Below are 21099 nucleotides of genomic sequence, written 5' to 3'. Positions count from 1 at the left end.
CAAACCGCATGGAAACCATTCATCAACAGCATCGAATTCAACGAACAACAGCTCTGGCGATTATTCTCGCGGTGTTGTTTCAGCTGTATCTTGCGTCCTCTGCGGTAATTAACCCAACTCAAGTCCACAGCAAAAACTGGCTCAATGAAATTCAGAACGAACAAGTGTTGCTGTGTACCGCCGACGGTTTTAGGTGGGTCAACGTGAATACATTGATTGCCGCCAACCAAGAAACTTCTTCAGAGTTTATTAAAAGCCTTCATTTACATGATGGTTTCCAGTTTGAGTGTCCTCTGCTCCAATCAGTGCAGTTCTTCCTGCTGATAGCTATTGGCTTCTATCTGGGTAAGATACATTGGTTACGACGGTTCAAACAATCGCTGGTTTTGTATCAGTTTACTCAATCCGGTAAGCTGGTTTACAAGTATGTCGCACCAAAGCAATCACCTCCGTGTACCTTTCCTGCCTGAGTTCATATTGAACAATCAGGTTTAAAAATAACAATAACCCCGAGCCAATCCTGGATATGGGGAACCCAATATTTTCAAAAGGAAAACACGTATGCTTAAACAGTTCAAAACCCTTGCTATCACATTAGTTGCTTTAATTGCGAGCCCAATGAGCCTTGCTCACGAATATGAGGCTGGCAAGATCCACATAGCGCACCCATGGAGCCGTGAAGCGCCACCGAATGCACCTGTTATTGGCGGCTTCTTACAGCTTAAAAACAACAGTGATATAGAAGACGCATTGATTGCAGCAGAAAGCCCGGTTGCAGGACGCATTGAACTGCACAATCACATTATGGAAGACGGTGTGATGAAGATGGTTAAGGTTGATGAAATTACTGTCCCAGCAAACGGAACTGTGGCACTGGAGCCGGGAAGCTTTCACTTGATGATGTTTAACCCGACACAGACCCCGAAAAAAGGTGATCGTTTCCCAGTGACACTTACGTTTAAACACGCAGGTAAAGTGGACGTAGAAATGGCGGTAGAAAGCAAAGATCACATGGAAAAACACATGAGCCATTAATCGCTCGGTTGATTGATGATAAAGATAGCCCGACCATTTTGCCGGGCTATTTTTTTAACTAGTGTTATGGATTACTTAAAACACACCTCAGCCCAACGAGCTAACCCTGCGGTAACGGAGCCAAAATAGTTACCACTGACCACAGGAATATTCGGCAGCACTTTCTGTACCGCATCGCGCAGAATTGGTGAGCGAGCCGAGCCGCCCGTCATAAAGATCGCGTCTGGTTTCACACCCGCCTGCTCTACCGCTTCGGTGACTAACGCCGTCATCTTATTTTTCGGCGACTGAATAGCTTCTATCATATCGTTACGCTGGACATCCACTTCGATTAATTCCGAAAGTAAGTTAATACCAGCTCGGTACGAAGCTTGATCCGAGAGCGCGACTTTCGCCTCTTCAGCGCGTCGAACGATGTTGTACCCCAACGACTCATGATAAACCTCAAGCAGGCGTGCAAGCTTGTTTGGTTCTTGCGCCTGTTTATACAGCAGTTTTAATGCTGCCAGGTTTTCACGAGAATAGAAGTCACTTTGAGCTTCTACATTATTAATCGCAATGGGATTCCAGAACTGCGTTGTTGGCATAACAATACCCGAATCCATTTTGCTTTCCATGCCAAACGGAAACATCAGTTGTTTAAAGGCCAGAGCAATATCCAAATCATTTCCGCCAATACGCTGACCACTGTGTGCAAGCAAACTCGCCGTTCTGTCCGCTTTACCGGCCCAGGATGGTCCCATCTGAATCAATGAACAGTCCGTTGTACCACCACCGATATCGACCACCAGAATCGTTTTGTCTTCCGTCAGTGTCGCTTCATATTCTAAGCCAGCAGCCACAGGTTCAAACTGGAACTCGACATTTTTGAAACCAGCCCGCTTGGCCGCTTTCAAAAGGATACCTTCCGCCTGAATATTGGCTTTATCGCCTCCGCGGCCATGGAAGTTAATTGGGCGACCTATCACTGCATCGGTAATCGTCTGCTGTGCATCATTTTCTGCCTGTGACTTGATGTTATCCATCATGGCGCAGACCAAATCCTCAAAGAAAGCGATTTGGACATCACGCAAGCCAGATGCTCCCAAAAATGACTTCGGTGATTTCACATAATATATATCGCAAGGATCTTCTAAATAACGATTAAGCGCAGCCTGACCGAAATCGATGTCTTCAGGCTCCAGTTCGATACTCTCTTCGCGGTTTAAATTAATCGCGCGGCGAAGAACTTGTTCGCCCACCTGATCTGACGGTTTGATATCCCGATGACGAAATAGATGCTCAGACACCGACTCACGCGTCGGAGCCGCAAGTGTGGAGGGAATGTAAGGGTTACTCTCTTCAAGCTTGAGCAAGACTGGCTCACCTGATTCCATTTTTGCCACTGAACAGTTTGCAGTGCCATAGTCAAAGCCGATATACATGGATCCTCCCACTGACGAAAAAAGGTCGGCAATGCTAACTCAACAATGTATGAATTGCTACTGTACTGGGCTTTATTCTTTTCCTTCGGTCTCCTTTTTCCTCGACGGTAGCGCGAAAACGACCAGCAAAGCCAAAATCACAAAAACCGGCGTGAGTTTTAGCCCTTGCCAGATGGAATAACTATCATGGAACAACCAGAAAATACCGACCGTGAGTAAATGCGCAAAGTAACTACAGAACACTAAACTGATAGCGGCAAATCGTGCTCGATTAATGATTAAAATACGAACCAGATACTGGCTAAGAATACCTGCACAGTGCATCGCTAGTTGCCAATTAATCACAAAGAATGCTAAGGCTACGAAGCCAGCCAGCAGCATGGCATCATAGGTATTGATTTCAAAGTAGCTGCCAAACCGGCTAATAATGAAGTGATATTCACCTTCGTAAACCGTTGACCATGAAATCGCATTCGCGGCCGAAACGAAATTAGCGAAGTATGCAATAGCATAAAAAGAGGTCTGGGAACTGAACGGCTGAAAGACCTTAAAACGGTAATCTTGCCACTCTGCCTGATCGTCTGTCGGGCCAACCCAATGACGCATTTTGTCCCGCGCTGGTTCTTCGAACGCGGGGCCATTACGAAAGAGTAACCAAAAAATATACAGTGAAAGTACGATCAGGAGTATTGTCAACATACCCTTCCTCCGCTTAGTTACCAATAAGCTAAGTCATCGGCTAAACAGACACTACTTCCCCAATTTGTCTTCAAAAACGCCAAGTTCTCGCCCAAGCCAGATAGCATGCTGCGTATAATCAAGCCGCTCTTGTTCACTCACCGGACGAATAAGCACTGAAAAATCACCGCGAATGATATCTAGCCAAGCGATAAATTCTTCGCTAAGCGATTCAAGATGTATCTCAAACATCGGCATTTTGTGAGGACCTTGCAACTGACCGACTAAAGGACAAACACGCAGAACATCCTGACGTTCCTGACGGATGATCTCGTTTAACGCTTGAGCTTTATCTTGCTGTCGCAACGGGAAATAAACGTGGGCGCGATACATAACTTCTCCATAATGCACTCTGTCTACACCCAAAAAACTCCCTGTTACCGTAAGATTCTTGAGCATAACAATCTAAACAATCCATTCTTTTGCTAACGCAAGTTGTTGGAATAAAACTAATTTACTGAGCCGCAACACTACCTCGATTCCTCTCCAGAGGGAAGACATTACCTGTTCCCTGTATCCTCAACGATTAGGTTTCAGTAATAATGGTCCAGTTTGTTAAATTTTACAGCCTAATTTTGTTACAAATAGTCACCAATATTTAGTGATTCCCTTCAGAAATCAAAATTCCGACCTCAAAAAACCAGCATATAACTCTATAAAACCTCAGTGTACGCAAAACTTTACTGTTGGATAAAAGTCAAATTAAAGCATAATTTAACATTTTGTTTACACTTACTATGTCTGGTTATACCAAGATTGAATCAAAAGGTTAGGCGCTCAGTAGCAGTATCTCTAGCGCTTTGTGTTTCAACTAAACACAGCGTTGTTAAAGGAATAAATGACTGAAAGGATGATAACGGTCATTAACAAACGCAACCTGAGGCATAACCTTTTACGCTGATGCCAAAGTTTGAGTACCCATACAAACTTTGGTTTGATAATGAACAGCTGCAGTCCAAAAGACCCGCGGCGTCAAAAGGAGCTTGAGATGAACGTTCAGGCATTACCCATGCACCGGTTTATCGACCATCATGGGAACCTAGTCGGCCAACTACCCAACTGGGCTGACATAGAAACATTGGTCGGGTTTTACCGAGACATGGTATTAACTCGTACCTATGATAACAAAGCCGTTGCTCTGCAACGCACAGGTAAATTAGGAACCTATCCTTCTCATCTTGGCTCTGAAGCTATTGGGATCGCAGTCGGCCGCGCACTTAAAGCCGACGATGTATTCGTACCTTATTACCGCGACATGCCTGCTATGTGGTGTCGTGGCATTGGTATGGAAAAGAATCTTCAATACTGGGGGGGTGATGAGCGCGGTAGCGATTTCGCACCAGAAGGGAGCCCTATTCCAAGTCGAGACCTGCCATTTTGTGTACCTATAGCGACTCAATGTACCCACGCGGTGGGTGTTGCTGCCGCACTGAAGATCCAAGGCAACCACGAAGCAGCTTTGGTCATGTGTGGCGACGGTGGTACCTCTAAAGGAGACTTCCTGGAATCCATTAACTGCGCAGGTGCGTGGAATATCCCTCTCGTATTTGTTGTTAACAACAACCAGTGGGCGATTTCTGTCCCTCGTAGCCTGCAATGTGCCGCTGAGTTTTTATCTGAAAAAGCAAAAGGCGCTGGTATTCCGGGTATTACCGTCGATGGCAATGACGTTGTAGCTGTTTTTGACGTCACCATGAAAGCGCTTGAAAGAGCGAGAAAAGGTAAAGGTGCGACACTGATAGAAGCCGTCAGTTACCGTCTGAGTGACCACACGACGGCTGATGATGCGACACGTTACCGTAATGCAGACGAGGTTCAGACCGCATGGCAGTTTGAACCTGTTAGCCGACTTAAAGCCTTCTTGATCAACCAAGGTGCCTGGAGTGATGAGCAAGAACAACAGTTACTTGCTGAATGCAAGGAACAAGTCGAGTTAGCCGTAAAACGTTACTTGAACATGCCAGATCAGGCTCCGGAGTCTGGCTTTGATTATCTTTATGAGTCTCTTCCTCATGAATTGCATTCACAAAGAGATGAACTCATCAACAAGGCAATGCGAATGCAGGGAGGCAAACATGGCTGAACTCACGTTAGTTGAAGCAGTAAACCTCGCACTGCATCACGAAATGGAACACGACCCAAATGTTGTCATTCTTGGCGAGGACGTTGGCGAAAACGGCGGTGTATTCCGCGCCACAGTAGGGCTTAAACAGAAATATGGATTGAAGCGGGTCATTGATACACCATTGGCAGAAGCCCTAATTGGTGGTGTAGCTGTTGGAATGGCAACTCAGGGGTTACGTCCGGTTGCAGAATTCCAGTTCCAAGGCTTCGTCTTCCCAGCAATGGAACATTTAATGTGCCATGCAGCGCGAATGAGAAACCGCACTCGCGGCCGTCTTAGCTGCCCGGCCGTATTTCGTGCGCCATTCGGTGGTGGTATTCACGCGCCAGAGCATCACTCAGAAAGTGTGGAAGCCCTTTTCGCGCATACGCCGGGGCTCAAAGTCGTTGTCCCTTCGTCGCCTCAACGTGCATATGGACTGCTTCTGGCCGCGATTCGCAGTAATGATCCAGTCATGTTCTTTGAGCCAAAAAGAATCTACCGCACTGTGAAATCTGAAGTGATCGATAACGGTGAAGCCTTACCTCTGGATACTTGTTTTACTCTACGTAAAGGCCGCGACATCACATTGGTTACCTGGGGGGCTTGTGTCGTCGAGTCCTTACAAGCGGCTCAGACATTGTCAAAACAGGGCATTGAAGTAGAAGTTCTTGATCTCGCCAGTATCAAACCAATAGATACCACTACCATCTTCCGTTCACTGGAAAAAACCGGACGCCTGCTTGTCGTTCACGAAGCGAGTAAAACATGCGGTGTCGGTTCTGAGCTTTTAGCACGTACCGCTGAACACGCGATGTGTTTATTGAAAGCGCCACCTAAACGAGTAACCGGAATGGATACCATCATGCCTTACTATCGTAACGAAGATTATTTCTTAGTTCAGGAAGAAGATATTGTGAACGCAGCACGCGAACTCGTGGAGGATTGGAAATGAAGACGTTTAACTTACCCGACCTCGGCGAAGGTCTCGCTGAGTCAGAAATTGTAAAATGGCACATAAATGTGGGCGACACGGTCGAGGTGGATCAAGTCATCCTGACCGTCGAGACAGCGAAAGCGACCGTAGACGTTCCTGCACCTTACGCTGGCAGAGTCGTCAGTCGCCATGGTGAAGAAGGTGACATCGTCAACATTGGTGCCCTACTTCTGGAAATCGACGAGAGCGGCGCGGAACATCAGCCATCCTCTGAGAAGAAAAAGGTTGAGCAAAGACAGACTGCAGACGCTGCAACGGTTGTAGGTAACGTGTCGCAAAAAGCACAAAACGTAAACGTTGACGACTTTTGGGTTGGAAGCACCGACGGTACATTGAACAACAACCTGATCACTGCTCTCCCTTCTGCTCGCTTGCTCGCGAAGAAACTCGGTGTGGATTTAAATGCCTTAGCTGGTAGCGGGCCAAAGGGTTTGATCATCGATTCCGACATCTATGATGAGGCAGGTAAGCAACGTCCGGGGACTGAGGTACTTAAAGGGGCACGTCGCACTATGGTTTCTGCCATGGCGGAGTCTCACCACAACGTTGCTGCGGTGACCATCACCGAAGAAGCATTGCTTGAAACCTGGGGACCAACGGAAGACATCAGTATTCGTTTGGTTCAGGCCATCGTCCATGCTTGCCAGGAAGAGCCTGCATTAAATGCGTGGTTTGATGCTGAAACCATGACGCGTTGTGTTCATACTACGGTTAACCTCGGTGTCGCGGTCGATAGTCGTCATGGTTTGTATGTTCCGGTTCTGCGTCACGCCGACGAGTATGAACCCAATGATGTTCGTCGATGGCTAGATCAAACCGTGGAAGGTATTCGCGAAAGGAAGGTCAATCGAGAAGATTTACAGCACGCAACCATTACACTGTCTAACTTCGGCGCAATCGGCGGTATATTTGCAACGCCCGTTGTTTCTCCTCCTCAAGTCGCCATTGTCGGTGCTGGTCGCATTATAGAACGAGTGGTGATACGAAACGGAAAAGCAGTCGCGGTCAAAGTGATGCCTCTATCAATTACTTTCGATCACCGAGCGTGTACCGGAGGCGAAGCTGCAAGGTTTACCAAAGCGCTGGCTGAGCATCTACAGAGAGCAAGTACTAAATAACTTTTAACCAAGTTCAGAGGCTTCCAGTATGGGAGCCTTTTTATTTGTACGCCCAATAAGCCCTGATATAAGGGATATCGATTGTAAAGCCCCTATAGAAAAGTGACAATGTAACCCAAAATTACTACAACCACCGTTATCCAGCCTGAATATCTTTTGCCTTTGGCTCACGTTTACGTTAACTGAGCTATAGTTCTTTATATGACAGTAACATAGATGAACTTGATAGAAAGGAAACAGACACATGGAAAGAGAACGCATGGAGTTTGACGTCGTGATCGTAGGTGCTGGCCCAGCAGGTTTAAGCACCGCTTGTCGGTTAGCTCAACTCAATCAGCAACGCCAACACGACCCTCTGTCTATTTGCGTGGTTGAAAAAGGCTCCGAAGTCGGCTCTCATATTCTTTCTGGTGCCGTATTTGAAACCCGAGCTTTGGATGAGCTTTTTCCTGACTGGAAAACGATGGACGCACCAATATCCGCGTGTGTTCAGAGCGATGCATTTCTCTATCTGACAACACCACTCAATCATGTTCAAATTCCCCATGCCCTTACTCCGAAACCAATGCACAACGATGAAAGCAACTACGTCATTAGCCTTGCAAACCTATGCCGCTGGCTGGCTAAGCAAGCAGAAGAACTTGGCGTAGAAATTTTTCCTGGCTTTGCAGCGGCCAGTATCAATTTTGATCAATCCGGTGCTGTCACTGGCATCAACACCGGCGATATGGGTCTGGATAAAAACGGGCAAGCGAAACCCAATTTTGAAGCAGGCATCGAGCTGAAAGCGAAATACACAGTATTTTCCGAAGGGTGCCGTGGCCATTTAGGCAAAGAGCTAATTCAAAGATTCGACTTAGATGCAGCAAAACAGCCACAGCATTACGCGTTGGGAATTAAAGAGATTTGGCAGAAGGAAGACAGTACAGACGAGCTGGCCGGAACTGTAATTCACACAGCAGGCTGGCCATTGAGCGAGACAAAAACGACGGGGGGCGGCTTTCTTTACCATATGGAAGATAAGCAGATTGCCGTGGGGTTAATCATTGATCTCAACTACGACAACCCATATTTGAGTCCATTCGACGAATTCCAGCGTTTTAAACATCACCCTGCCATCAAAAAACAGCTCACAGGCGCACAACGTGTCGCGTACGGTGCCAGAGCCATTGCAAAAGGTGGATTGAACTCTCTGCCCAAACAGCAATTTCCCGGTGGTCTGTTAATTGGTTGCGATGCAGGCACACTAAACGTGGCGAAAATCAAAGGCAATCACACTGCAATGAAATCCGGTCTATTGGCTGCCGAAGCGATCACCCATGCGCTGTCGCATTATTCATCAGAGCCAGATTATCAATCACTGTTTGAGGAATCCTGGCTGTATGAGGAATTAACGGAAACACGTAATTTTGGTCCCAATTTTCATAAGTTTGGCAGTCTGTTTGGTGGTGCGCTTTCCACCTTTGAGCATAACGTTTGGCGGCCACTGTTTCACAAGCCGCTCCCTTGGAAAATTGATGACAATTCACATGATGATGAGCAGATCAAACCGATTAGTGAATGTCAGCCAATTGAGTACCCTAAGCCAGATGGTGAAATCAGTTTCGATAAGCCTTCTTCAGTTTTTCTGTCAGGTACACAACATGAAGAAAATCAACCATGTCATCTTGTACTAGCCTTCCCTCATATTCCGATAGAGGTCAACCTGAAGTTGTTTGATGAGCCTAGCCAACGCTATTGTCCTGCGGGGGTGTATGAAGTGATTGAGGTGGCAGGAAAGACAAAGTTTCAGATTAATGCGTCGAATTGCGTGCACTGTAAAACCTGCGATATTAAGGATCCATCGCAGAATATTACCTGGAAAGCACCTGAAGGCGGTGGTGGCCCGAACTATCAAAATATGTAACGTCTTAATATGTCATTAGTAGTCTAAGCTTTAATCACGGTAAACGTTTATGACTGAATAAATCGAGTCGAAACTTTTCTTTGATCAGGAAGCTTCAGCATGTCTGACATTAATGGCAGAACAAGTAAAGATTCTGAGAATGTTACACGGACTGTTTTGGAGATTGTTCGGGGTTTAGCGCTTGAAATGGATCCTGAAGCCCTCTCATCCGTTTCTGTAAACATAAAGAGCGACCTTGATCGTGACCTGTGTTTTGACAGTCTCACTCGTGCCGAACTACTGACCCGTATCGAAAACCGGTTTGACGTTTCACTTCCCGAAAAAGCACTATCGACCATCTCATCGCCCCAAGATATTGTCCACGCGGTCTTACAAGCGGTTCCTGCAGATAAAGCCGCTCTGCTTGGTATGTCAACGAGTGAAATTAAACTCGATTCAGTCAATCACCTGCCAACAGAAGTCAATACGCTGCAGGCTCTACTTGACTGGCACGTGGAAACTCACCCTGATCGGCCACACCTTTATGTCTATCAGAATGCAGATGAAGTGGTCGAGGTTAGCTATCAGAAACTGAAAGATCAGGCTCTGCAAGTTTCCGCAGGACTTATCAGAGCGGGCATAGAACCCGGCGATTGTGTCGCGATCATGCTGCCAACAAGCACTGATTACTTTTACAGTTTCTTCGGCATACTCTATACTAGAGCTATCCCCGTACCCATCTATCCACCAGCGAGAATTCAACTAATTGATGATCATTTAAACCGCCATGCCAGTATCTTAAATAACGCGCAAGCGAAGTTATTAATCACCGTTCCAGAAGCGAAACCCCTAGCTCACTTACTCAAATTACAAGTTCCTTCCATCAATGCGGTTGTGACCGCTCACGATCTTGAGAACGCATCAACGGCTCCCGATGTTGGTGTGGCAAACAGTGATGACATCGCTTTTTTACAATACACATCAGGCAGTACCGGCGTACCAAAGGGCGTGACACTCACTCATTCGAATTTACTGGCCAATATCAGAGCAATGGGAAAAGTCATCAACGCAAAGTCTGACGATGTGTTTGTCAGTTGGTTGCCTGTCTATCACGATATGGGGCTAATCGGTGCATGGCTTGGAAGTCTTTACCATGCGATTCCTTTGGTGATCATGTCACCGCTGCTCTTTTTAACCAAACCTCAACGTTGGCTGTGGGCGATTCATCGACATCGGGGAACGCTCTCTCCTGCTCCGAATTTTGCGTATGAACTCTGCGTTGCTAGGGTGAAAGAAAGCGATCTGGAGGGATTGGATCTCAGCAGCTGGCGACTGTCGTGGAACGGTGCTGAACCAGTAAGCCCGAAATCAATAAAGAACTTCACTGAAAAATACGCCAAGTATGGTTTTAAGCCAGAAACTATGTCCCCGGTTTATGGATTGGCTGAATCCTCTGTAGGACTGACCTTTCCTATAAAAGTCAGAGAACCTCGTGTTGAATATTTCGAGAGAGAGACATTAAGTCAGTTTGGACGAGCTGTACTTGCAAAGGAAGAAGATAGTGATGCGATCCCTTTTATAGGTCTAGGATATCCGCTGCCCGAACATCAAATTCGTATTGTTGATGACCTTGGTAAGGAACTGCCAGAAGGCGAAGAAGGTTCACTTGAATTTCAGGGTCCATCGGCAACCCAAGGCTATTATCGTAATCCAGACCAAACTAAAACGCTCTATCATGACGACTGGCTGGTGACGGGTGATCGTGCCTTCACACTCGGTGGTGAACTGTTTATCACCGGACGCAGCAAAGACATCATTATCAAAGCAGGACGCAATATCTACCCCCATGAACTGGAACAAGCGGTAGGCAGCATTGATGGAATACGTAAAGGTTGTGTCGCTGCATTTGGCTGTCACGACTGTCGTTCAGGCACTGAAAAATTAGTTGTCCTTGCGGAAAGTCGAGAGACCGATAAAGGAAAAATAAAACAGCTCAAAAAGAAAATTAACAAACTTTCACTGCGCTTACTTGGCAACCCAGTAGACGATATTGTGATTGGGCCTCCTCACGCCATTCCTAAAACCTCCAGCGGTAAAATTCGTCGTAGTGCATGTAAAGAGCTGTATGAGAGAGGGTCATTTTCAAAGCGACATAGAGCGTTATGGCAACAAACCTTGAGTTTAGCCGCTGCGGGGATCATGCCACAATTACGTAAATACACGCGCACTCTATTAGATGTAGGATACGCCGCTTATGCTTGGTTAGTTCTGGGATTACTATCTGCTATCGTCTGGACACTTGTCGCTATACTTCCTAACAAGGTGATGCGCTGGAAAGTTACCCAGTGGGGCGCGAAAGCGTTAATCAAACTGACAGGTACAAAGTGCACTGTGCAGGGAAAGGAACACCTACCGAGACAGAACTCTCCCTCCATTTTAGTCGCGAATCACTGCAGTTATCTCGATGGCCTGGTGATTGTGGCAGTGACAGGCTTACCGTGTCGCTTTGTAGCAAAAAGTGAACTTTTGAATAACCCGTTTACCCGAATTTTCTTAACTAAACTCGGCACAGAGTTCGTTGAACGTTTTGACGTAGAGAAAAGCGTTGTGGACGCGAAAAAGCTTGCTGTTGATGCCAATGATTGCCAGCCGCTGGTTGTTTTCCCTGAAGGGACGTTATACAGAATGGCTGGTCTGCATCCATTTCATATGGGCGCATTTATTACCGCCGCAAATTCTGGGGTACCCATCATCCCTGTAACCCTGTGTGGCACCCGCTCAAAACTCAGAGGTGATTCTCTGTTCCCACGCCGTGGCGATATTAGTGTGACCATTAGTCAGCCGCTCAGTCCTCAAGGCAATGACTGGAATGCGGCGCTAGAACTCCGGGAACAATCAAGAGCAGAAATCCTTAGCCATTGCGGTGAGCCTGATATGTCGCATAACTCGATACAGTGAGACTTCAGCCAAAATAAACGGTTATCCCATTATTCTTTAGGAAATCAATATCTGCTTCCGGAGCCGAGCTGTCGGTAAGCACAACAGAAATCTGATCAATGCGCCCTATCGTTGAAGGAAAGATCTGTCCGAATTTACTCGAGTCAGTCAGCACAATGTTTCGACGATTCTTAGATAAAATGGTTGCCGCAATCTCAGCACGCATCATATCGCGGCTGGTAAATCCTGTATCCGGTTGAAACCCATCAATACCAAGAAAAGCGGTACTAAAGTGAATATTTTCAATACAGAGTTTCGTCAGCGGACCCACTAAGCTTTCACCTTGATGTTGATACACACCACCGAGCAGAATGATGTTTGCTGCAGTGTTACGTATCAGGTGCGCAATATAGGCAGACGGCGTAATGATAGTCACATCGCCTCGTTCGGCTAATGTTCTTGCCAGTAACGCATTGGCACTCCCACCTTCAATTAACACCGTTTCATTTGGCGCGACTAAGTCAGCCGCTTTATTCGCGAGCGCTTGTTTGATATCGAAACGCACTTCCAACCGGTTATCGATATCATCACTTTGCAAAGCCATCGCCGCCCCATGAACGCGCTTTAGATAGCCCTCTTTTTCGAGAAAATTGAGATCTTGTCGTATCGTCACCCCGGAAACACCTATGGCTTCCGATAACTCAGTAACCTGAACTCGCTTCCGGTCATTGACGAGTTGTAGAATTTCATTTTGTCTAGGATTCATAAGTCCATCTTCAAAAAAGAAAAGAGGCACAATTATAATGCCTCTTCCTTTCATTTGAAACTAAAGTGAAAGATTAATCACAACTCATGCTCTGTGCGTGCAATGATGTCATCCTGTGCATCTGGGGACAACGCGGTAAAGAAGGCTGAGTAACCCGCTACTCGAACCACAAGGTCACGATACTGTTCCGGGTTCTTCTTAGCAGCCAGCAAGGTTTCTCGGGAAACAATGTTGTATTGTACATGCCAACCTTTGTGGTGGTTAAAGAAGGTACGAATCAACATCGAAAGCTTTAGCTTATCTCCTTCCGAAGCGACTGCTGCTGGGCTTAACTTCTGATTAAGCAGCACGCCACCCAAGATTTTATTGGCCTGGATTTTACCTACTGAGTTGTACACTGCCGTTGGCCCTAGTCGGTCTGAACCAGACGCCGGACTCGCACCTTCTGCCAGTGGTGTTTTCGCTTTACGGCCGTCAGGCGTCGCCATGGTTGAAGCACCAAATGGCACGTTCGCAGAGATACTTGATGTGCCCGCGTAGTAACCACCGCCGATAGGACCACGACCATGGCGGGTATTGACAAACTGCGCTAGCTCATCGATGTACACTTGGTAAGCATCGGCCAGTAGTAGATCGACATAATCATCATCGTTACCGTATTTCGGCGCGAAGTTAATTAAACGTTGGCGAAGTTGCTCGTTCTCAATACCTTCGAAATCTTCCGCCAATGCTTTTGCCAACTCAGGTTGGGTGATCTGTGCATCTTCAAAAACCAAATGTTTAATTGCCGCTAAGCTATTACCTAAATTGGCGATACCCACTTGCAGGCCCGATACCCAATCGTATTTCGCACCGCCCTCTTTGACCGTTTTACCACGAGCCAAACAATCATCCACCAGTGCAGAACAGAAAACATCGTGCGCTTGATGTTCGAGTACGCTGTCAACAACACAATCAATCTCTATCGATTTTCGAGTGTAGTAGCGGATCTGATCCGCCCACGACGCGGTTATCTCTTCGAAGCGAGTAAAATTACCTTTCGCTAAAGACTTAGCATGTGGAAGGAAGGCTTTACCTGTTGTCGCATCCACACCTTCGTTTAGTGCAGCAAGCAAGATGCGCGCAAAGTTAATGAAACTCATACCTGTACAACGGTAGCCCCATTTGCCTGGGACTGCGGTTTCAATACAGCCAATAGATGCGTAGTTGTAAGCGTCTTCTTTCTCTACCCCTAACTTAATGAACTCAGGAATCACAATTTCATCGTTGTTGAATGCTGGCATACCAAAACCGCATTTAATCACTTCGATACAGCCCATCAAGAATTCTTGGTTCAAACCTTCGTGATAACGCACACTTAAGTTAGGTTGTGTAGAACGAAGCTGACCGCAAGACTCAAGAATCGCCCACGACAGTGGATTCACCGCATCTTCTGGTTCGCCATTTTTATTTAGCTTTTGACCACCGATACAGACGTTTTGGTACAGAGGAGATCCCGCCGACGCTTTTGAGTGCGCGCCAGAGCGGATTTTGTTTACTTCCAGCAACTTCAACCAGCAACTTTGCAGCAGTTCTAGCGCAAACTCTTTGTTCATCACTCCATTTTCGATGTCACGCACGTAGTACTCATTGAGGAATTGGTCCATTCGACCAAATGACACCGAGTGGCCGTTGGACTCAATTTGCAGCATCAACTGAACAAAGTAGCTCAACTGCAGCGCTTGCCAAAAGTTAGTCGGTGCGTGGAAAGCAACATGACGACAGTTATCAGCAATCGCCTCAAGTTCAGCTTTACGCTCTGGACGCGTTTCTTCCTGTGCCATTTCAAGAGCAAGATCCGCGTAACTCACTATATGGTCCTGAATCGCGATTAAGACGATTTCCACCGATTTATAGAACTGCTCTTTCTTCAGACCCTCAAAGGTAGACACATCATTGTTGGCTCGATGCTGGCGAACTTCGTCCAGCAAGCCATTCATGCCGATCTTAAGAATTTTTTCGTTATCGACGGCTAAGTGTGCATCGCCAGAGGTCATATTACCTTCGGCTTTGATGATGGTACTGGCTAAGATCTCCTGCTGCTCATCAGTAAACAGACCATAACAGCGATCTTGTACTGTTTTGCCTCGCCAATATGGTGTGATTGAATGAATGCTCTCTTTATCTTCTTCAGTTACGGCAAAGCCCGCTCCCGGTCGGTCTGCCAGATCATCAATTTCGGCTTCAATCCAGCGTACCGTGTACTCAGGAAAAATCGGCGCTGCACGTACTTTGCTTGCCTGGTTGCCAATAATGAGCTCATCGTGCTTTATCCAAATAGTACGGGTACGCAAATGCTCTTGTAGTGCCAACGCACGCTGAACAATTACAGGCTTGTCTTCGTTCGCCTGATATGCACGAGTGTACGCCTCTGCACGTTCGGTACAGACTGGTGGAGTAACGATGTTTACCAGTGCCGATTTATGCGCTTTGATACGCTCAGGAAGGGTGTTCAGGTTCATGGTTAACCTCTTACAATCACATTGAGTTTGGTATGTTTGCTTGCGTATTGCGTTGCGCTTTCGAGCAGCTCTGGATTATTCAGGGGCTTGTCAGAACACTCGTAAGGCATATCGAGCAAACGGTATTTGTTGATGCCGAGGGTGTGGTACGGCAACAAGTGAAGTTCTTGGCAGCTTTCTAATGAAGCGGCAAAATCAATAATCTCTTTAAGCTCTTCGATAGTGTCATTAAAGCCCGGAACCACAGGAACACGAATGACAATACGTTTTGCTATCGGAGCTAATTTACGCAAGTTGTCTTTGATGCGTTTTAGTGAGCCTTTCGCCCAACTTAGAAACTTCTCTTCGTCGGTGTGTTTGAGATCAGCAAGCCAGCAATCAATATGTGGTGCCACTTTTTCTACACTTTTCCACGGCGCATGCATACACGTTTCCATCGCCGTAGTAACTTGATTTTGTTGTAGTCTCTCTGCAAGTTCAGCGACTAAGTCAGCTTGCATCAAAGGCTCACCACCAGAAAAAGTGACGCCACCTTCGCTCTGTTGATAGAAAGGCTTATCCTTCATAAGTTCTTCAAACAGCAGATCGGATTTCGCTTCTTGCCCGCATACGGTCAGAGCCTGAGTCGGACAAACGTTCTGCATCGCAATCAACTGATCCTCATTAATGGCTTTCCGGTTGATAGTGATTTGGTTGTCTACACGTTTGATTCCGTCGCATACCCTTTCTTTATCGAGAATGCCTTGAGAAACCATCTCATCGTATGCAGAGACACAGAGTTGGCAGTCTTCCAGACAGATGCGTTCATCAAATAGCAGTGAACGTTTTTCACTGCGGCTTTCCGGATTCTGGCACCAAGGGCAAGACAGACTGCATCCTTTCAAAAACAGGATGGTGCGAATGCCATCTCCATCGTGAGTCGAGAATCTCTGAATATTGAAATACATCGCTGTTGGCCTCTTGGTTTATGCCACTTTTGTGCTTCATTTAAACTTGCACTTTCGAACTAAATTTTCGTTTAATGAAATTATTATACTTTCAAATGAAATTTGATTTGATCAAAATCAAGATCTGAATCGATTGTCAGATCTATAGTGTCACCATCGTCAAAACAAATACGTTGTTTAAGGTAAACACCATGATTGAACTCTATTTAGATACTGCAGATGTAGAAGAAGTGAAACGCTTCAACCAATGCCTACCACTAAAAGGCGTAACCACAAACCCAAGCATTTTGGCGAAGTCAAAACAAGGACTGAATGAAACTTTACAAGGTATGCAAGAAGTATTGGGTGGTGCTCCTCGCTTTCACGCCCAAGTCGTCAGTACAACGGTCGAAGGAATGGTTGAGGAAGCACGCCAAATCAATGAATTGCCTTACGATATGGTAGTAAAAGTGCCAGCCACAGAAACGGGCTTATCAGCTATTAAGATAATGAAAGAAGAAGGAATTCCTGTACTCGCTACCGCAATTTACTCTGCGCAGCAAGGCTTCCTCGCAGCACTGTGTGGCGCAGATTATTTAGCGCCATATGTAAACCGTATTGACGCGATGAACGGTAACGGAGTGGAAGTTGTTGCTGACCTACAATTGCTGCTCGATCAAAACCAGCTTCCAGCCAAAATATTGGCAGCAAGTTTCAAGAATACTCAGCAAGCAATGGAAGTGATGAAACTCGGTATTGAAGCGATTACATTACCAGTAGATGTTGCAGCGCAAATGTTCGCTCACCCAGCGGTTCAGCCTGCGGTGGATCAGTTCGAAAAAGACTGGAAAGAAGTATTTGGCAATAAACTTTCATTTGAAAGCTGATGGAAAGCTCACGTTTGGCGCGCCCTTGTGACAATGTCACACTTTAGGGCGCATTAATCGTTCTACTCTGTCCTTTACAGACGGTGATTATTAACCTAGATGGTCGAGCGAATTTTCAACGCGAAGCAAATTACTGTTCTGTGTTCACCACAATCAATTCGACGCCATGCACTTCCATCTGCTTCGCAATATTTTCTGGCGGTCGACGATTTGTGACAATGAAATCGATATCTGACCATAAGCAGGATTGAAACATCAGCTGACTATTAAACTTGCTGTCTTCCACAATGCAAATAACCTGAGTAGATTGCTTCGCCATCGCCAGCTTTAGGTTAGCATCAGATTCTAAATCGGTAGTTATACCCGCTTCAGATAACGCACTGACCCCAATGAAGGCTTTGTTGGCCTGATACCTTCTTATCTGCTGTGTGGTCATATCACCGAGTATGGCGTGAGAGAAATCATCGAATGTTCCGCCCAACACACATTTTTTGATGTTCGCTTTATCACGCAGTTCACTTAGCCCTTCAAGAGAGTTTGTTATCACGCTAGAGGACACATCAAGGTGGTGAGCAAGCGCGGCACATGTGGTTCCCGCATCAAGAAACACGATGTCATGTTCTTTCACGAGCGAAGCCCCAAAGGCAGCAAGCTTTTGTTTAATCGGGTTCGACTTGGCTCGCTGATTATAAGAAAGCGTCACTCTTTTATCGTCTAGGATAGCGCCACCACGTATCCGTAATATACCGGGATGGTTAGCTAACTTAACCAAATCACGCCGTGCAGAGTCGTAAGAAATGTCGAACTGTTGACAAATATCTTCTATTGTTATCTTTCCATGGCTTTTTATATGAGCTTCTATCTCAATCAAGCGTTCTTCTTGGGTCATTAAACACCACACCCTGCTTAGTTTTGTTTCAGTGTAACGTATTCCCCTTAAGTTAAACACTTGAATACGCGTAAATTCACTTATAATTATACGTGTTTATATTCGATTTGTAGACAAAGAATGCCTCTTTTTGCTTGAAAATACGTAAGTAAATGTGCAATATTTGGCTTTTAATTACGTATTGATACGTAAAAATAAGCATTAATGCGCGGTGCATAAGTGATTTTTAAAACCAAACACTGATGCTGAATCGCTATTCATCCGAACGAGATGATTCCAAATCAAAGGGATGAATCCTTTTGTGCCCACTAACTGAGAGTTGGACGTTATGACTTTTTCACCAATAAAAACCGCTGTTATCGGTTACGGGTTTTCCGCAAAAACCTTCCATATTCCTTTTGTCAGTGCACTAGATGAATTCGAGCTTGTCGCCATTAGCACCAGCAATGGAGAGGCAGTCGCGCAAGATTGGCCGACTGCCCAGCATTATACAGCAGCGAGTGATCTGCTTAACGAATCTGACGCTGAACTGGTCATCATCACTGCACCTAATGACGTGCACTTTGAACTGGCGAAGCAAGCGATTGAAAACGGCAAACACGTCATTATCGAGAAGCCTTTTGTCACCAATGTTGCGGATGGTGAAGCGCTTATCGCACTGGCGGAAGAAAAAAACCGCATACTGAGTGTTTACCATAATCGTCGTTGGGATGGAGACTTCTTAACAGCGAAAAAACTAATTGAAGAAAAACGTCTCGGTGAGCTAAAACATTTCGAATCTCACTTTGATCGCTTTAGACCAGAAGTACGTCAGCGCTGGCGTGAACAAGCGACAGATGGTGGTGGCATTTTATTTGATTTAGGCTCCCACTTAATTGATCAAGTACTCGAACTATTTGGTCTTCCTGACGCTATCAGCGCAGAATGTAAGATGATGCGTGAAGGCTCAACCAATGTTGACTATTTCGACGTGGTTCTGCATTACCCTAATCACTTAGCAATTGTACATGGTGATCTATTTAGTGCTGGTCCTAATAAACGTTTTACTCTCAAGGGCACAAAAGGCACCTACGAAAAGTGTGGGCTGGATTCTCAGGAACCACGTTTAATTGAGGGTATTCATCCGACCGAACCGAGCTGGGCAGATGAAACACCGGATAACTATGGTCGTTTTTATAGCGCGGATTCGAGCGAAATCATTGCCACAGAGAGAGGTGGCTATCAGCATTATTTCCTTAAAATGGCTGAAGCGATTCGTAATAACACCGCACCACCAGTTAAAGCTGAAGATGCTCTGTGGAACATCAAACTCATCGAACTGGCGATGGAAAGCAGCCGCTTAGGTCAAAAATTGCCCGTAAAGAATGTGTGAGGGCCTATAAATGAGCAAAGACATTTTATCAGAGCTATTAGAGCAAGAAGCGGAATTACAGCTAAATCATTTTAATCATGGAACCGCGTGGGAACTGGGCTGTGCACTAAAATCGGCAGCGGAGGAACGGTCTGCATCGGTAATGATAGAAGTGTATGCATTCGAGCAAGTACTGTTTAGTTACGCAATGGAAGGCAGCAGTAAGGACAAACAAGACTGGGCCAGACGCAAGCGTCAATCCGTTCTGCGCTTTGGCCACAGCTCTCATTATCTTGGTCACTACAATGCTTCTAAACAACGTGACTTTGAAAGTCAGCCTCATATCGATGCCAATGAATACTGCGCTCATGGTGGCGCATTTCCTATTCGCATTAAAGGAAGTGGACTTGTTGGTGTGATCACTGTGTCTGGATTGCCGTCAGAAGAAGACCACAACATGGTGATTGAAGTACTGAGAGCGCATTTAGATCATTATCAGCCATAAAGATCGTGATGGTTCGATTGGTTAAATAGTCGGTGACATAACGTCGCCGGCTCTTCGCCGTTTCTACTTAAATTACGGAACATTTTCATTAAACTGTTCAACTTGAAAATCTAACTCCTCCTTCCATTGTCTTGGTAACTCCTTTTCAATTTTGCCCAAGAAACGGGCCGTGTCAGCCGTTGGATTAACTTGATGTGCCGCTTTTGCCCACACATAGCTTTTAGCCAGCAGTTCAGATCTATCAATAGAGCTATTTTGCAACTTCTTCCAATACATCTTCGCCGTTGGTCCATATGCCTTTTCAATATGACGAGATGAGGCGAGTTCCATTAAATAAAGCGCTTTATTATTGGCGTATTCATCTCCACTTTTCTCACCGACAACTCTAAGGTAAAGGCTTGCAAGCTTATAAGCAGCCTCCCCAGAGCCATTGTTTATGGCCTGTGTATACCAAAACTCCACTTGCTCTAAATCGAATACTTCTGAGTTTGATATATAGATGTCTCCAAGTGTGACCTGAGCTTTGACTGCACTTATCTCGGCGGCTTGCTGACACCACTGTATTGCAAGCGACAAATTTCGTTCTTGCCAGTTAGTACCCAGGTATAAACGACCAATATCACAGGCAGCCTCGTAGACCCCACCCTCGTACGCTAACTTGAACCAATCGCTCGGATGCTCATTTGAATCAGGTGACTTGATTTGCATGATACAGTAGCCGTACTCCTGCTGGGCGACTGGTATCCCATTTTCAGCGGCATACAAAAATAAGTCACATGCTTTACCGATGTCTTGCTCTACCTTTCCCCAACCGTGTTTATAGAATAACGCTGACGCAAAGTTAGCCTCAGGAGAGCTTTGTTTAGCTAATCGAGTAAATATCTCAAACGACTGAGAATAGTCCCCACTCGCGAGAGCTTCATACCCCTTCGCCAGCGAATTGTTTTCATTTTCTGCAAAATTTTCAGATGGGTAACCCAGACTACAGATGATCAAAACAAGTCGTAACTGGCCCCAATTAAAACTGTTATACATT

The 21099-nt window shown here is 45.8% G+C and carries 18 protein-coding genes; 10 read left to right on the top strand and 8 right to left on the bottom strand.

What is annotated here, in order from left to right:
* Positions 1-8 precede the first annotated feature (8 nt).
* Together ACWYU8_RS04870 and ACWYU8_RS04865 are read left to right on the top strand one after the other, a co-directional pair.
* The gene (locus ACWYU8_RS04870; protein WP_457517634.1) at positions 9-470 is read left to right on the top strand and encodes a hypothetical protein; all 462 of its coding nucleotides are present in this window, start codon (positions 9-11) and stop codon (positions 468-470) included.
* 91 nt (positions 471-561) lie between these two features.
* Positions 562-1035 carry a copper chaperone PCu(A)C gene (locus tag ACWYU8_RS04865; RefSeq protein WP_457517632.1) on the top strand — a complete coding sequence of 158 codons (474 nt, stop codon included), beginning with the start codon at positions 562-564 and terminating at the stop codon, positions 1033-1035.
* Between the two features lie 71 nt (positions 1036-1106).
* On the opposite strand, the gene yegD is transcribed toward ACWYU8_RS04865, so the two are convergent.
* From yegD to ACWYU8_RS04850, 3 genes are all read right to left on the bottom strand, one after another.
* A complete protein-coding gene (gene yegD / locus ACWYU8_RS04860; protein ID WP_457517630.1) occupies positions 1107-2459 on the bottom strand; it encodes a molecular chaperone in 1353 nt (450 codons plus the stop codon).
* 72 nt (positions 2460-2531) lie between these two features.
* Positions 2532-3158 (bottom strand): hypothetical protein, encoded by a 627-nt coding sequence (locus ACWYU8_RS04855; protein WP_457517629.1) that lies wholly within the window; start codon positions 3156-3158, stop codon positions 2532-2534.
* A gap of 51 nt (positions 3159-3209) precedes the next feature.
* A complete protein-coding gene (locus ACWYU8_RS04850) occupies positions 3210-3530 on the bottom strand; it encodes a DOPA 4,5-dioxygenase family protein (protein ID WP_457517628.1) in 321 nt (106 codons plus the stop codon).
* Positions 3531-4185: 655 nt separating this feature from the next.
* Here ACWYU8_RS04850 and pdhA point away from each other — a divergent pair.
* The 5 genes from pdhA (at position 4186) to ACWYU8_RS04825 (ending at position 12259) form a co-directional block, all read left to right on the top strand.
* Positions 4186-5280 carry a pyruvate dehydrogenase (acetyl-transferring) E1 component subunit alpha gene (gene pdhA / locus ACWYU8_RS04845; protein ID WP_457517627.1) on the top strand — a complete coding sequence of 365 codons (1095 nt, stop codon included), beginning with the start codon at positions 4186-4188 and terminating at the stop codon, positions 5278-5280.
* A complete protein-coding gene (locus ACWYU8_RS04840) occupies positions 5273-6256 on the top strand; it encodes an alpha-ketoacid dehydrogenase subunit beta (protein ID WP_457517625.1) in 984 nt (327 codons plus the stop codon). Before pdhA ends, ACWYU8_RS04840 begins: the two co-directional genes overlap by 8 nt.
* Positions 6253-7416, top strand: a complete 1164-nt coding sequence (locus tag ACWYU8_RS04835) for a dihydrolipoamide acetyltransferase family protein (RefSeq protein WP_457517623.1) — start codon at positions 6253-6255, stop codon at positions 7414-7416. Before ACWYU8_RS04840 ends, ACWYU8_RS04835 begins: the two co-directional genes overlap by 4 nt.
* A gap of 244 nt (positions 7417-7660) precedes the next feature.
* Complete coding sequence (locus ACWYU8_RS04830) at positions 7661-9322, top strand: electron transfer flavoprotein-ubiquinone oxidoreductase (protein WP_457517621.1); 1662 nt, start codon at positions 7661-7663, stop codon at positions 9320-9322.
* A 99-nt stretch (positions 9323-9421) separates the two neighbouring features.
* The gene (locus ACWYU8_RS04825; RefSeq protein WP_457517620.1) at positions 9422-12259 is read left to right on the top strand and encodes an AMP-binding protein; all 2838 of its coding nucleotides are present in this window, start codon (positions 9422-9424) and stop codon (positions 12257-12259) included.
* Between the two features lie 4 nt (positions 12260-12263).
* Here the strand turns inward: ACWYU8_RS04825 and ACWYU8_RS04820 are convergent, their stop codons facing one another.
* The 3 genes from ACWYU8_RS04820 to ACWYU8_RS04810 form a co-directional block, all read right to left on the bottom strand.
* Complete coding sequence (locus tag ACWYU8_RS04820; protein WP_457517618.1) at positions 12264-13004, bottom strand: DeoR family transcriptional regulator; 741 nt, start codon at positions 13002-13004, stop codon at positions 12264-12266.
* A gap of 77 nt (positions 13005-13081) precedes the next feature.
* Entirely contained in the window at positions 13082-15505 is a 2424-nt protein-coding gene (locus ACWYU8_RS04815) for a formate C-acetyltransferase/glycerol dehydratase family glycyl radical enzyme (protein WP_457517616.1), read from the bottom strand.
* 2 nt (positions 15506-15507) lie between these two features.
* Positions 15508-16452, bottom strand: coding sequence for a glycyl-radical enzyme activating protein (locus ACWYU8_RS04810; protein WP_457517615.1), 945 nt, complete (start codon positions 16450-16452; stop codon positions 15508-15510).
* A gap of 191 nt (positions 16453-16643) precedes the next feature.
* On the opposite strand from ACWYU8_RS04810, the gene ACWYU8_RS04805 reads away from it, so the two are divergent.
* Positions 16644-17318: a fructose-6-phosphate aldolase gene (locus ACWYU8_RS04805; RefSeq protein ID WP_457517613.1), complete on the top strand. Its 675-nt coding sequence runs from the start codon at positions 16644-16646 to the stop codon at positions 17316-17318.
* Between the two features lie 130 nt (positions 17319-17448).
* Here the strand turns inward: ACWYU8_RS04805 and ACWYU8_RS04800 are convergent, their stop codons facing one another.
* Positions 17449-18207 carry a DeoR/GlpR family DNA-binding transcription regulator gene (locus ACWYU8_RS04800; protein WP_457517612.1) on the bottom strand — a complete coding sequence of 253 codons (759 nt, stop codon included), beginning with the start codon at positions 18205-18207 and terminating at the stop codon, positions 17449-17451.
* 328 nt (positions 18208-18535) lie between these two features.
* On the opposite strand from ACWYU8_RS04800, the gene ACWYU8_RS04795 reads away from it, so the two are divergent.
* Positions 18536-19579 (top strand): oxidoreductase, encoded by a 1044-nt coding sequence (locus ACWYU8_RS04795; protein WP_457517611.1) that lies wholly within the window; start codon positions 18536-18538, stop codon positions 19577-19579.
* A 10-nt stretch (positions 19580-19589) separates the two neighbouring features.
* The gene (locus ACWYU8_RS04790) at positions 19590-20063 is read left to right on the top strand and encodes a heme-degrading domain-containing protein (RefSeq protein ID WP_457517609.1); all 474 of its coding nucleotides are present in this window, start codon (positions 19590-19592) and stop codon (positions 20061-20063) included.
* 72 nt (positions 20064-20135) lie between these two features.
* Here the strand turns inward: ACWYU8_RS04790 and ACWYU8_RS04785 are convergent, their stop codons facing one another.
* Entirely contained in the window at positions 20136-21098 is a 963-nt protein-coding gene (locus tag ACWYU8_RS04785) for a tetratricopeptide repeat protein (protein ID WP_457517608.1), read from the bottom strand.
* Position 21099: the final 1 nt, after the last annotated feature.

The organism is Vibrio limimangrovi (assembly GCF_054064025.1).
The sequence above is the reverse complement of the archived record's forward strand: the minus strand, read 5'-3'. Positions and strand labels throughout refer to the sequence as shown.

What these genes read in the sequence shown, in the direction of transcription:
- ACWYU8_RS04805 (WP_457517613.1), top strand. Translation starts at nt 16,644, where the DNA reads ATGATTGAACTCTATTTAGATACTGCAGATGTAGAAGAAGTGAAACGC.
- ACWYU8_RS04795 (WP_457517611.1), top strand. Translation starts at nt 18,536, where the DNA reads ATGACTTTTTCACCAATAAAAACCGCTGTTATCGGTTACGGGTTTTCC.
- ACWYU8_RS04820 (WP_457517618.1), bottom strand. Translation starts at nt 13,004, where the DNA reads ATGAATCCTAGACAAAATGAAATTCTACAACTCGTCAATGACCGGAAG.
- ACWYU8_RS04800 (WP_457517612.1), bottom strand. Translation starts at nt 18,207, where the DNA reads ATGACCCAAGAAGAACGCTTGATTGAGATAGAAGCTCATATAAAAAGC.
- ACWYU8_RS04830 (WP_457517621.1), top strand. Translation starts at nt 7,661, where the DNA reads ATGGAAAGAGAACGCATGGAGTTTGACGTCGTGATCGTAGGTGCTGGC.
- ACWYU8_RS04855 (WP_457517629.1), bottom strand. Translation starts at nt 3,158, where the DNA reads ATGTTGACAATACTCCTGATCGTACTTTCACTGTATATTTTTTGGTTA.
- ACWYU8_RS04870 (WP_457517634.1), top strand. Translation starts at nt 9, where the DNA reads ATGGAAACCATTCATCAACAGCATCGAATTCAACGAACAACAGCTCTG.
- ACWYU8_RS04865 (WP_457517632.1), top strand. Translation starts at nt 562, where the DNA reads ATGCTTAAACAGTTCAAAACCCTTGCTATCACATTAGTTGCTTTAATT.
- ACWYU8_RS04825 (WP_457517620.1), top strand. Translation starts at nt 9,422, where the DNA reads ATGTCTGACATTAATGGCAGAACAAGTAAAGATTCTGAGAATGTTACA.
- ACWYU8_RS04835 (WP_457517623.1), top strand. Translation starts at nt 6,253, where the DNA reads ATGAAGACGTTTAACTTACCCGACCTCGGCGAAGGTCTCGCTGAGTCA.
- ACWYU8_RS04840 (WP_457517625.1), top strand. Translation starts at nt 5,273, where the DNA reads ATGGCTGAACTCACGTTAGTTGAAGCAGTAAACCTCGCACTGCATCAC.
- ACWYU8_RS04815 (WP_457517616.1), bottom strand. Translation starts at nt 15,505, where the DNA reads ATGAACCTGAACACCCTTCCTGAGCGTATCAAAGCGCATAAATCGGCA.
- ACWYU8_RS04850 (WP_457517628.1), bottom strand. Translation starts at nt 3,530, where the DNA reads ATGTATCGCGCCCACGTTTATTTCCCGTTGCGACAGCAAGATAAAGCT.
- ACWYU8_RS04790 (WP_457517609.1), top strand. Translation starts at nt 19,590, where the DNA reads ATGAGCAAAGACATTTTATCAGAGCTATTAGAGCAAGAAGCGGAATTA.
- ACWYU8_RS04810 (WP_457517615.1), bottom strand. Translation starts at nt 16,452, where the DNA reads ATGTATTTCAATATTCAGAGATTCTCGACTCACGATGGAGATGGCATT.
- ACWYU8_RS04785 (WP_457517608.1), bottom strand. Translation starts at nt 21,098, where the DNA reads ATGTATAACAGTTTTAATTGGGGCCAGTTACGACTTGTTTTGATCATC.
- yegD (WP_457517630.1), bottom strand. Translation starts at nt 2,459, where the DNA reads ATGTATATCGGCTTTGACTATGGCACTGCAAACTGTTCAGTGGCAAAA.
- pdhA (WP_457517627.1), top strand. Translation starts at nt 4,186, where the DNA reads ATGAACGTTCAGGCATTACCCATGCACCGGTTTATCGACCATCATGGG.